This is a genomic window from Acinetobacter sp. TUM15071 (assembly GCF_008980925.1).
GTDB classification, from domain to species: domain Bacteria; phylum Pseudomonadota; class Gammaproteobacteria; order Pseudomonadales; family Moraxellaceae; genus Acinetobacter; species Acinetobacter dispersus.
In genome coordinates, this window is record NZ_BKGB01000002.1 from 173,423 (window position 1) to 185,351 (window position 11,929).

The 11,929-nt window shown below is 40.0% G+C and carries 16 protein-coding genes; 7 read left to right on the forward strand and 9 right to left on the reverse strand.

Annotated features, from left to right (window positions below; all coding sequences use genetic code 11):
• Positions 1-2: 2 nt before the first annotated feature.
• From GBI66_RS02840 to pilG, 4 genes are read right to left on the reverse strand one after another with little or no spacing between them, the layout of a single operon-like run.
• A complete protein-coding gene (locus GBI66_RS02840; protein WP_005192856.1) occupies positions 3-2,087 on the reverse strand; it encodes a methyl-accepting chemotaxis protein in 2,085 nt (694 codons plus the stop codon).
• Between the two features lie 46 nt (positions 2,088-2,133).
• A complete protein-coding gene (locus GBI66_RS02845) occupies positions 2,134-2,670 on the reverse strand; it encodes a chemotaxis protein CheW (RefSeq protein ID WP_005150072.1) in 537 nt (178 codons plus the stop codon).
• Positions 2,671-2,710: 40 nt separating this feature from the next.
• Positions 2,711-3,073 (reverse strand): PleD family two-component system response regulator, encoded by a 363-nt coding sequence (locus GBI66_RS02850; RefSeq protein ID WP_004652355.1) that lies wholly within the window; start codon positions 3,071-3,073, stop codon positions 2,711-2,713.
• Positions 3,074-3,093: 20 nt separating this feature from the next.
• A complete protein-coding gene (gene pilG / locus GBI66_RS02855) occupies positions 3,094-3,477 on the reverse strand; it encodes a twitching motility response regulator PilG (RefSeq protein WP_004652356.1) in 384 nt (127 codons plus the stop codon).
• Positions 3,478-3,756: 279 nt separating this feature from the next.
• Here pilG and GBI66_RS02860 point away from each other — a divergent pair, with 279 nt between their 5' ends.
• Both GBI66_RS02860 and GBI66_RS02865 read left to right on the forward strand, forming a co-directional pair.
• A complete protein-coding gene (locus tag GBI66_RS02860; protein WP_005192860.1) occupies positions 3,757-4,410 on the forward strand; it encodes a hypothetical protein in 654 nt (217 codons plus the stop codon).
• 197 nt (positions 4,411-4,607) lie between these two features.
• Complete coding sequence (locus GBI66_RS02865; RefSeq protein WP_005192863.1) at positions 4,608-6,323, forward strand: proline--tRNA ligase; 1,716 nt, start codon at positions 4,608-4,610, stop codon at positions 6,321-6,323.
• 57 nt (positions 6,324-6,380) lie between these two features.
• Here the strand turns inward: GBI66_RS02865 and GBI66_RS02870 are convergent, their stop codons facing one another.
• From GBI66_RS02870 to GBI66_RS02890, 5 genes are all read right to left on the reverse strand, one after another.
• Positions 6,381-6,716: a YegP family protein gene (locus GBI66_RS02870; protein WP_005192866.1), complete on the reverse strand. Its 336-nt coding sequence runs from the start codon at positions 6,714-6,716 to the stop codon at positions 6,381-6,383.
• A 151-nt stretch (positions 6,717-6,867) separates the two neighbouring features.
• Entirely contained in the window at positions 6,868-7,212 is a 345-nt protein-coding gene (locus tag GBI66_RS02875) for a zinc ribbon domain-containing protein YjdM (RefSeq protein ID WP_005208695.1), read from the reverse strand.
• A 51-nt stretch (positions 7,213-7,263) separates the two neighbouring features.
• On the reverse strand, positions 7,264-7,620 hold the full coding sequence (locus tag GBI66_RS02880) for a DUF488 domain-containing protein (protein ID WP_151715095.1): 357 nt from the start codon (positions 7,618-7,620) through the stop codon (positions 7,264-7,266).
• A gap of 24 nt (positions 7,621-7,644) precedes the next feature.
• Positions 7,645-8,007, reverse strand: a complete 363-nt coding sequence (locus tag GBI66_RS02885; protein WP_151715096.1) for a DUF2004 domain-containing protein — start codon at positions 8,005-8,007, stop codon at positions 7,645-7,647.
• Positions 8,008-8,041: 34 nt separating this feature from the next.
• Positions 8,042-8,494: an SRPBCC family protein gene (locus GBI66_RS02890; RefSeq protein WP_171067587.1), complete on the reverse strand. Its 453-nt coding sequence runs from the start codon at positions 8,492-8,494 to the stop codon at positions 8,042-8,044.
• Positions 8,495-8,676: 182 nt separating this feature from the next.
• Here GBI66_RS02890 and GBI66_RS02895 point away from each other — a divergent pair, with 182 nt between their 5' ends.
• The 5 genes from GBI66_RS02895 to GBI66_RS02915 all read left to right on the forward strand — a co-directional run bounded on the left by GBI66_RS02895 (position 8,677) and on the right by GBI66_RS02915 (position 11,910).
• Positions 8,677-9,399: a folate-binding Fe/S cluster repair protein gene (locus GBI66_RS02895; RefSeq protein WP_151715097.1), complete on the forward strand. Its 723-nt coding sequence runs from the start codon at positions 8,677-8,679 to the stop codon at positions 9,397-9,399.
• Positions 9,400-9,488: 89 nt separating this feature from the next.
• Entirely contained in the window at positions 9,489-9,719 is a 231-nt protein-coding gene (locus tag GBI66_RS02900) for a hypothetical protein (protein ID WP_151715098.1), read from the forward strand.
• Positions 9,691-10,044, forward strand: coding sequence for a low molecular weight protein tyrosine phosphatase family protein (locus GBI66_RS02905; protein WP_228267278.1), 354 nt, complete (start codon positions 9,691-9,693; stop codon positions 10,042-10,044). Before GBI66_RS02900 ends, GBI66_RS02905 begins: the two co-directional genes overlap by 29 nt.
• A gap of 74 nt (positions 10,045-10,118) precedes the next feature.
• Entirely contained in the window at positions 10,119-10,844 is a 726-nt protein-coding gene (locus GBI66_RS02910; protein ID WP_005208712.1) for a DsbC family protein, read from the forward strand.
• A 253-nt stretch (positions 10,845-11,097) separates the two neighbouring features.
• Positions 11,098-11,910, forward strand: coding sequence for a tetratricopeptide repeat protein (locus GBI66_RS02915; RefSeq protein WP_005192888.1), 813 nt, complete (start codon positions 11,098-11,100; stop codon positions 11,908-11,910).
• Positions 11,911-11,929: the final 19 nt, after the last annotated feature.

Below are 11,929 nucleotides of genomic sequence, written 5' to 3' on the forward strand. Positions count from 1 at the left end.
GTTTAATCAGGTAACTTAAAGTCAGTTACTGATTCACGTAATGATTCAGCCATATTTGCCAGCTCAGAAACTGAGCGCGCTGTATCAAACGTTGCAGTTGTCGTTTGTGAAGTAATTTCCTGCACGACATTCATCGTGGTTGCAATATGGCTGGCAGAAGCAGACTGAAGTTTTGCTGCATCCGAAATGCTTGCAATCAGTTTTGCCAAGTCACCCGATACAGTCTGAATTTCATCCAGTGCAATACCAGCATCTTTTGCAAGGTTCGCACCACGTACAACTTCCGACGTGGTTTGTTCCATTGAAATTACAGCTTCGTTAGTATCTGTTTGAATGGTTTTTACCAAGCTCTCGATCTGTTTGGTTGCTGATGCAGAACGTTCTGCAAGACGTTGTACCTCATCCGCTACCACTGCGAAACCACGACCTGCTTCACCAGCCATCGATGCTTGAATTGCAGCATTTAATGCCAAGATGTTCGTTTGGTCAGCAATATCGTTAATCAGCGAGACGATGTTACCAATCTCTTGTGAAGATTCACCCAAACGTTTAATACGTTTTGAAGTCTCTTGAATCTGTTCACGAATGTGATCCATACCTTCGATCGAACGGTTTACCACTTGCGCACCATTGGTTGCAATTTGTACCGAACGTTGTGCTACGTCAGCAGACTCAGAAGCGTTGGCAGATACTTGGTCAATCGACAATGCCATTTCGTTCATCGCGGCTGATGCACCTGCAATTTCTTGTGCCTGATGTTCAGAAGCTTCCGCTAACTGGTTAGTAATACTCTGCGTATCTTGGGTATAACGTGCGACTTCTTGCGAGGTATCGGTAATTCGAGATACAAGGTCACGTAACTGGTCAATCGCAAAGTTAATCGAGTCGGCAATCGCACCCGTAAAGTCTTCCGATACCGTTGCATATGAACGCAAGTCACCGTCCGCTAAGTCGGCAATCTCATCCAGTAAACGTAAAATCGCGTTTTGGTTACGGTCATATTCATCTTGTAAGCGTGTCACACGCTCTTTATCGGTATTACTACGTAGTGCAAGTAATTGTAGTGCAGAGAATACAAGTAAACCTAAAGCACCAATCAGTACGATACCTGCGATTACGTTACCCCAACCACCTTCTGCTTTATTCGACAAATCATTCAGTGAAGTCAAAAGTGCATCAGACTGAGAGAAAATTTGTGAAGATGCCTGACGTACGCGAACAATCTGGTTGGCGTTTTGCAATACTGTTGCTGCCGCAGATTTCAAAACAGCGTCATAATCAGATTTGATGCTATCGACTGACTCACGTAAAGCAGAAGAACTAATACGGTCTACGCCGAGCTCAGAACTACCGTTTAATTGCGCATTCAGATAAACACCAAAAGTATCAATATCGGCACCGAAGTCATTTGCGGACACGCTAGAATTGTCTGTACCAACCAACACTGAGTTGATCGAACGTAAAATACGTTCTGCAATAAACACCTGGTTTTTAGTGATGATTACCTGACTACTTGGCATGTTTTCACGGACCATCTGGTCGACCATCAAGTTATATTCCGCCTGAATTTCAGGAATCGTTTCACTGATCGAGATGTTGGTATCGTAAAGTTGGTTAATGACTTTTTGTTGTGATGCAATCAGATCAATATTCTTTGAGACATTATCCCAAAGCCCACTCACCTTTTTATATTCATCTGAGCCTTTACCATAGACACTTTCAACTGTATCTAAGTTTTCAGCAAATTGCTTTTCTGACTCAACCAGTTTTTTCATTGCTTCTGGCGTACCAGATGCTGTTGCTTCTGTCGCTTGACGTGAAATCGTTTGCGATAACAAACGTAACTCACCCAAACTACGAGTCAATTGATTCGAACGCGGTACGCTAACGAATAAGTAAATTAAGAGGATGACTGCAAGGGCCAACGCAATTAAAGCACGATAGATAATCGGTTTTGATTTCTCAGTTTCACCGAATAAGCGTGAAAACTGGTCAAGTTGTGCTCGAATATTATCTAAGAACACACCGCCTTTTTTCAGCCCTGCACTATCGCCATTGCCGTTCTTTTTTTTAAGTTTAAAGCCCATATCAGCTTCTCCCCAAATACGCGTTTATCTTCCGTAGCGTATTAAATTAGTTTATAAATTTTATTGATGCATTCATGTACTGAGGATTGTTTAACAAACGACTCAATAAAAATACATGCCATTGTTGATTATGTTGATGGAAATGACCTTGGCAATAATCTTTCAATTTATTATCCAGCTCATTATTTTGGGAGAAAAAACTCTTCTTATTAAAGTGTTGAATCCCCAATACCTGATCAACGACCAACCCCACATAATGGTCTTGATGGCTAATACAAATCACTTTTTGCGTCGGGGAAAACTGACTTCGTTGTCCTGAGATAAAATGTGTTAAATCAGAAACTGAAAGTAGTCTTCCGCGAATATTGGCCAAACCACGTACCCACGCCTGAGTATTTGGTACAGGTGTATATTTCGGAGGATAAATCACCTCCGAAATTTCCCCTAAAGGCGCAACAAAATATTGCCCCAACATCTCAAATGCGATACCAGACCAACGGCTGACTTCGTTTTGAGTTGCAGTATATTGCTTGTTACCTCGCTTGGATAAGCGAAGCAATTCGATAAATCCATTTGCTGCCATACCCTATCCCGTATTGAGAAGGCTCATCTTGAGCAAAAAATTAACTTAATAATTGTTTAATCACATCAATCAGCTGTTGTTCATCAATCGGCTTAGTCAAATAATCACAAGCCCCTTGACGCTTACCCCATACACGGTCTGTAGCCTGATCTTTTGTACTTACGATCACAACAGGAATATGCTGTGTGTCTTTACCTTTACTGATTTGGCGTGTCGCCTGAAAGCCATTCATCCCTGGCATCACCACATCCATTAGCACGAGGTCAGGAAGTTCTGCCTGCGCCATGGTCACCCCATCAGCACCATTGGTCGCTTCTATAACGTCATAACCGTGCTTCGTCAAAATTTCTCTAAAGCGAAATGTTTCAGTAGGTGAATCATCTACAATAAGTATACGAGCCATTTTTTCCTCAATCTTTAATTTTATGCGCTAACGTGGTTGCGAATCGCATTTAACAGCTCATCTTTACTAAATGGCTTGGTTAAATATTCATCCGACCCCACAACACGCCCTTTAGCCTGATCAAACAAACCGTCTTTGCTTGATAACATAATCACTGGAATATTTTGATAATTTAGAGAATTTTTAATTAATGCACAGGTTTGATAACCGTCTAAACGAGGCATCATGATGTCTACAAAAACGATATCTGGATTGGCTTCTGCGATTTTTGATAATGCTTCAAAGCCATCAACAGCAGTAATGACCTCACAACCTTCACGTTGCAACAAGGTCTCAGCTGTACGACGAATCGTTTTTGAATCGTCAATCACCATCACCTTTAAATTTTGAAATTTATCTTCCATTTATTGTCCTGCCCCAATACTCAATACAAATTATGGTTGGTTTAATTTGTTTTATACAGATTAGTTGATATTTTTAACATATCTTTACTTGCATTATCAATGAAGTTTTTTGAACCAATCTATCAGTTTCTCTAAACAATCCTAAACAGTTCACACTTTTGATTAAATTCCTATTTTTTTTGCTGAATAACTATTTTTAAATGTATAAATTAGCACTAATATACAACTGATTATTATTTAAAAATAAGTGATTTAATTAACTTTTTTACGGGGAATGTAATGACTGGTTCGTTAAAGTGCGGTTTCCGCATTCGTCACTTTACAACGATTACTCGTACTTACATTTGTTGTTTTTTCCTTTTGCTATTTATGAGCAGTTCATCTTTTGCAACGACTGAACAGTCTAAAGCGGTTTGGTATCGTTATTATGACAAAAACAGAGTTGCCAATGTCAGCACCTCAGTCACACCAGAACATATCCGCTACGGTTATGAAGCACTTGACCGCAATATGCAAGTGATCAAACGTAACCGACCATATAACGCTGCCGTTGATGCTCAACAATCCTCTCAACGCGAATCGATTGCTCGTCGCCGAGAACAGGACTTGAAGCTAAAGCGCGCCTATGGCAGCCCGCAAATTGCAGCAGCGAAACGAGATCAGATTTTAGCAAACCTAAAAAAACAGCTGAACTACCAACAAGAACAATTACAACAATTACAGAAGGACAAAATTGGCTTTAAACGCCAAGAAATGGAATATCACCGTAAAGGTGAAATGCTGCCAACGCAGCTCAAAAGTAATCTGGAAAATAATGCTCAAAATATCGAGAACGTCAAAAAAACTGTTGAAAGCTTACGCAATGCCTATCATAAGACCGAAGTGGAATATAGCGATATTATCAATCGTTTAAATGCTCTCGGCTCGACCTAAACCCTGAATATGCAATAATCCCCTGATCATCTCGACATTAATCTTTAAACAATTCCAATATTTAAAGCCATTGCGGTACTTTATACTGCGCGAAATTGAATGATTCATGTCATAATGCCAATTGCTCAAAACTGAGCCCATTATTTTGCTCATTTTATAGCACTTTTTAAATAACACTTAACTTTAGGACAGTTTCCATGCGCGCAAGCCGCTTTTTATTTGCAACGTTAAGAGAAACCCCAAATGATGCTGAAGTGATTTCTCACCAGCTCATGTTACGTGCGGGGATGATTCGTAAATTAGCTTCTGGCTTATACTCTTGGTTGCCCATGGGAACGCGCGTTTTAAAGAAAGTGGATGCGATTGTTCGCGAAGAAATGAATCGTTCAGGCGCATTGGAAGTGTTCATGCCGGTTACGCAACCTGCTGCACTTTGGGAAGAATCTGGTCGTTTCGAACAATACGGCCCAGAGCTATTGCGCTTTAAAGATCGCCATGACAATCCTTTCGTGTTGGGCCCAACTCACGAAGAAGTCATTACCGACTTGGCGCGTAACGAGCTAAAAAGCTATAAGCAACTGCCATTGAATTTCTATCAAATTCAAACCAAATTCCGTGATGAAATTCGTCCACGTTTTGGTGTGATGCGCTCGCGTGAATTCATCATGAAAGATGCTTACTCTTTCCATGCTGACCAAGCATCATTACAAGAAACCTATGATGTCATGTATGACACCTATAGCCGTATCTTTACACGCTTAGGCCTGGATTTCCGTCCAGTACAAGCTGATACAGGTTCAATTGGTGGTTCTGCATCGCATGAATTCCATGTACTTGCATCAAGTGGTGAAGATGACATCGCTTTCTCGACAGAATCTGACTTTGCCGCAAACGTTGAAATGGCAGAAGCGCTTTTAGTCGGTGAGCGTGCTGCTGCAACTCAAGCATTAACGCTAGTTGATACACCAAACCAAAAAACCATTGCTGATGTTTGCCAGTTCTTAAATGCTGATGCCAAACAGTCTGTTAAAGCATTACTGGTACAAGGTCCAACTGACGACAAAGGCAATACACCAGTTGTTGCATTGTTCCTCCGTGGCGACCATGAACTCAATGATATTAAAGCTGAAAAGCATCCATTGATTGCTGCACCTTTGGCATTTGCAACTGAAGAACAATTGCAACAACACGGCCTAACAGCTGGTTTCTGCGGTCCACAAGGTCTGCTTGAAAAAGGCTTAACTGTGATTGTAGATCGTGCTGCATCGGTATTGTCTGACTTTGTGGCGGGTGCAAATGAAGTCGACAAGCATGCAACAGGTGTAAACTGGGACCGCGATGCGAAATTCACGGAAGTGTTTGACCTACGTAATGTGGTTGAAGGCGACCCTTCTCCAGATGGTAAAGGTACGATCCAAATTAGACGTGGTATTGAAGTTGGTCATATTTTCCAACTCGGTACAAAGTATTCTGAAGCTTTGGGCTGTAAAGTCTTAGGTGAAGATGGCAAACCATTTACCGTCACCATGGGTTGTTACGGAATTGGTGTAACACGTGTTGTCGCTGCTGCGATCGAACAAAACTTCGATGATAAAGGTATTATTTGGCCACAAGCGATTGCACCTTTTGAAGTTGCAATTGTGCCAATGAATGCACATAAATCACCACGTACGCTTGAAGCAGCTGAAGCACTCTATGCTGAATTACAAGCACAAGGCTATGATGTATTACTAGATGACCGTAACGAACGTCCAGGCGTGAAATTCTCTGATCTTGAATTGATGGGTATTCCACATCGTATCGTGATTGGTGAGAAAGGCTTGGATGCGGGTACTTTTGAATATAAAGGCCGTCGTGATGCTGAAGCGACTAACCTCAATAAAGAAGAATTATTAGCAAAACTTGTTCGCTAATCTCAATTCTATCTGTAAAAAAGCCGTTTCATTGAAACGGCTTTTTTTATTGCTGATTTAAACAGTCAAATCTTTAATGGTTTCTGATGGCCCATTATTTTTAACAGACTCAATGCCTTTATCACGAGACTGTTCATTTGAATACAGCTGACTGGTACCAATCACCTGATGGTTAGCGGCTTTCAAATTAAAATAAGGCTTATCATTCTTAGACGTTAATCGCTCATAGCGTGCATCATCTGGACTATTTTTTTGTACAGATGCAATTCCATTCTGCGCAGCTGCTTTGGTTTTATATAATTCACTATTTAAAATTGGCTCACCATTTCCTGCTTTTAATACAAAACGATATTGCCCATCACTCGCTTGACTTACTTCGAACCATCCTGCCATAAGGACCTCTATTTTTGGAGTTAGTATTGATTGTTATCTCATCCAATATAGATCAGCAATTGCCGTTTAAGAAGATTAAATTTTGTTCATTTTTGGTAATTTATGTAATGAATAAAAAAGGAGCATTTTCATGCTCCCCAATAAAAATAAATTAAACTTTTTTCACAAATTCAGATTTTAATTTCATGGCACCCACACCATCAATTTTACAATCAATGTTATGACCATCGCTTGCATCAGGCACCAAACGAATACTTTTGACCTTCGTTCCAACCTTAACGACAGATGATGAACCTTTAATTTTTAAATCTTTAACAACCGTAACGCTATCACCATCAGCCAATACATTACCGTTGGCGTCTTTAATAATGTCTTGCAATTCTGAAGCAGATGCTTCCCCTTCCTTCCATTCATGTGAACATTCAGGACAAATCAATAAGTCGCCATCTTGGTAAGTATATTCTGATTGGCATTGTGGGCAATTTGGAAAAGACATAAAAGAAACTCAAAACGACTATTATGATGGATAGATGCAGTTTTTCAAAATTTAGGCTTGAATCGCTTTGCCAAGTAAATAATTTTTAAGTACCAAAGCATGATTAAGCTCAGGATCTTTAGCTGCATAAATCAGCGTCAATTGCTGTTGCTCTGCCATTTCTCGGAGCTGGTGCACATAAGGATTATCTTTAAGCTCTTGATAATACCTTTCTTGAAAGCTGAGCCAGTGCTCAGCCTTATGACAAAAGGCCTGTCGCAATTCTGTAGAAGGTGCAATTTCCTTCATCCAAACATCCAAATGCGCACGCTCTTTAGAAATTCCTCTTGGCCACAAACGGTCAACCAATACACGCTGTCCATCGGTTGGTTCTACAGGATCATAAATACGTTTGATCTCGATTTGCACATGACTCTCCAGCACCTTACCCGTTCAACTTTCCATTGAAATATCTATGACCTGCCCTTTGGAATCAAAGCTCACACAAATCACATAGTTGGTAATTTCGTCTGGTAAGGTAAAATCCAGCATATCATAACTGTCTAAATCCTCATCTTGCCACTGATGAGCAAGCACCAAAAACTCTAACACCTGTATAGGTGATGGCGTTGACGTTGCAAAATGCTTTTTCCAATATGCTGGCTCCACTTCCTCCAGATGGTGTTGAATAAACAATTCCACACTATCTTCGGCTTGTTGATTTTCCAAAGCTTCACGCATGGCGATACGCGCAAGTTGTTCACGGCGTTCAACAATCGCTTGTTCTGACATAGCATCCCCCGATGTAATGATCATCAAAACTCTGTATTTAAGATTTAAACTGTTTTCCTTATTGATCTGGTATGTCTGCTTGTACCAATAAGCTCAATAAATAAAGTGATTCTTGCCAACCCAGATAACATGCCTCTACAGGAATCACATCAGGGATTCCCTCTTGTGTAATCTGCACTTCTGTACCGACCAATACTTGCTTCAATTGAATTGTGACTTGAATGTCACCCGGTAAATTCGGATCGTCAAAGCGATCGGTGTAACGCAGAAGCTCATTGGGTACCAGTTCAACATAGGTTCCACCAAAGGAATGCGAGCTCCCCGTTGAGAAATTGGTAAATGACATTTTATAAGTTCCACCTTGTTGTGGATCTAAATGATGAACTTTTGCGGTAAATCCATGCGGAGGCAGCCATTTAACCAATGCATCAGGATCAAGAAATGCGTTATACACACGTGCAGGTGGCGCATTAAATACGCGATGTAATCGAACTGTGCCTGTCATTATTATTCTCCAATATCACTATTATTCTGTTGGATCGATTCATCATAGCGATTTATTGTACAAAAGCTATGCCTTCAATCGCTCATTTGAGCACGAATATCGAGAATCTCAAGCTGCTTTTTTGTGAAAAATGGCGCAAAATAACAATCCATATTTTAGTGTCCAGAACGCAGATTTAGGATTGATCTATGAGTCAGCTTGCTTTTACTGCTTTTAGTTTAAATGGTGTCGATGCACAAAAATTTTTACAAGGTCAAGTGACGGTTCATGTAGAACGCTTGCCTGAAAATGAAAGTCGCTATACTGCTATTTGTGACTTAAAAGGACGTATTCATTTTGGTTTATGGATTAAAAGATTAAATCCAGAAAGTTTTGAACTTGTGACCACTCAGGATCAGGCTGAAGAGTTTTCTAAGCATATTAAAAAGTTTGGTGCTTTTTCTAAAATGAAGCTAGAAGAAGTTGGAACAGTTTATCCAACAGTTGTCGGCACACAAACCGAGTTTTCTGCAACAACGACAGATATCGATACTTGGCAAGTTCAAGCAATCCAGTCTGGGCAAGCTTGGATTACCCAAACAACAGAACATTTGTTCCAACCTCAAGAATTACGTTTACATCAACGTGATGGTGTGCATTTCGATAAAGGCTGTTACCTTGGTCAGGAAATCGTGGCACGTCTTTGGTTTAAAGCTAAACCAAAGCACTGGCTTCATTTAATCCAAGCCAAAGGTGATCTTCCTGCCTCTGCAACTCAACTCAATAAAGATGTTGAAGTGGTGAATAGCGTTGCATTTGAAGAAGGCTATTTAGCACTGGTGATTGCAAAACCCGCTGCTTTAGAAGAACTTGGCGTAACCGTTTTAGATTTACCAGAAACGCTTAATGGTGATGTAGCAAGACCAAGCTAAATACTTGTCAAAATCAGGCTTTGATTTTATATTAAAAACTCATGTGTTATCGCGGCTGCTGAACCCGATCAACTCATGAGTTTTTTAATATGGATGATGTAGCACAACAACGTAATCGAGCGTGGCGACGTAAACAAAAATTTCTATTTCGTGGTCGAGGCTGTAGGCATAGTTCTCTCTATTGGAAGCCTCCTAAACAATGGAAATATCTGTATACACGACAAGATAAACTTGCACGCGCTAAGCAATTAAGAATTGAATACCCTCGAATTTCCAAAGCAAAATATTTACGTGAAGCTCATTTCAACTCTTGGATTTAACATACTGAACACTCTTTTTATTTGCAGTCGCAATCAATGGCGTAGTCCTACAGCCGAACGTATTTTCGCTCAAGGGTATGGCCTACATACCCGTTCAGCGGGAACTAGCCGCCACGCCAAATATACAATTTCATTCAAAGATATCGCTTGGGCCGAGCAAATTTTTGTGATGGAATCTCGACATAAACAACAACTCAAACAACAATTTTCCAAACAACTTATGCATAAGAAAGTCTTTGTGCTCGACATCCCTGACGACTATCAATATATGGATGCTGAACTAATCGAATTACTGCAATTGGCAATGCAGCCTTATTTCAAATAAAGTTGAACGATCGTTCTTGTCGAAAATCGAAATGAAGGTTATTGTTCACCTATTCTCAATACAACCGATTTCTCATGAAAATAATGATCAAAACATGGTTATCTGTACTCAGTCTGAGCCTGCTCAGCGTACAAAACCTGCATGCCGACAGCAAAACCCTTGAGCAAAACTTTAAACAGAATTATCCAGATATTCCAGTCAAATCCGTCAGTCCCTCTCCTTTACCTGGTATTTATGAAGTCTATGCCGCGGGTAAAATTATCTATACCGATGAAACAGCCAAATACCTGTTTTTTGGCAACCTCCTCGATGTAAAAAATAAGAAAAATCTAACCGAAGAGCGTTTAGCTGAGTTTGGTAAGATTGATGTCAAACAACTACCACTCGATCAGGCAATTAAATATGTAAAAGGCAATGGGAAACGTATCCTCTATGTCTTTAGTGATCCTGATTGTCCTTATTGCCAAAAGCTCGAACAGCACATGACTTCAGTTGATAATGTCACCGTGTATCTGTTCTTGTTCCCGCTTAAAAAATTACATCCGCAAGCTGAAGCGGTTGCCAATAAAATTTGGTGTTCGAAAAATCAGTATGAAGCTTGGGAAGACTATATGCTACACCGCAAAGCACCTAAAAATGCTGCACAGTGCGAGACTCCAATACAGAAAAATCTCGCCTTAGGTCAAAAATTACAAATCGATGGGACACCAACCTTATTCTTGCAAAATGGTATGCGACTTTCAGGTAGCCCGCAAAATGCTGAACAAATTGAACAGCTCTTACAAGAAGCCAGTCGCTAAAAACAAAGATAAAATATGAAGGCTTGTTGACCATTTTGCCACAAATGACTCGCAAGCCATTCTTTTAAAATTAACCATAATTATTTGATTTTAATTAATTTAATAAAAAATAAGATCAATAGCACTTTTCGCCTTTGCTACGATTTATACAAAATCCTTATTTACATTTTGCAGCAAGCTTTTATGATGGGAACAGCATATTGAGTTCTGCTATGCAAAGGATGAAAGCAGATCAACGTGAAAGGAAAAAAAGATGAAAAAATTGCTCATTGCGAGTTTAATCACTATTGCAAGCCATGCAGCATTCGCCGCAGACAATAAGACTCCAACCACTAAAGCAGATCCTCTGTTTACTAAAGCAACCCAACTTTACGAAGCGAAGGACTATCCTGCCGCTTTTCAAGAAATGCAACGTTTAGCCAATACAGGAAACTTGCAAGCGATCTATAACATTGGATATATGACTCAAGCTGGACAAGGCACTGCAAAAGATGAGAAAAAAGCTGTGCAATACTATCAAGATGCATCCAATAAAGGATATGGACCTGCAAGCTTTAGTTTGGCTCAAGCCTATCACAAAGGCACGTTAGGTCTTGCCAAAGATCCACAAAAATATAAACAATATTTAGAAAAAGCATCTGTTCAAGGTTCAGATGAAGCAACCGTTGAATTTGCTGATTTATTATTTAGGCAGGGAAAACCTGAATATGACCAATTGGCTGTGCAAAAGTTACTGCCACTACTTCGCAAGGATTATTATCCAGCGAAAAACCTAAAGGCCGTGTATGACCTTGGAATTGGAGTTAAAAATAAAAATCCATTTATGCAACAGCAAGCCATTGAAAGCTTAAAAGATTTAGCTAAAAAGGACTATGCGCCTTCTCTCGTGATTCTTGGTAATATGCTGGCCAATGGAACAATTATCGATCAAGACCTAGACCAAGCGAAAAATATTTTTTCTCGCTTAGCTGCTGTCAATTATCCAAATGCACAAGAATCATTAGCCAAAGTTGAAGAAGCAATTGCTGCAAAAAAAGCTGCACCTGCTCAAACAGCAAAGAAATAAATCGTTAAAGCAGCACCTA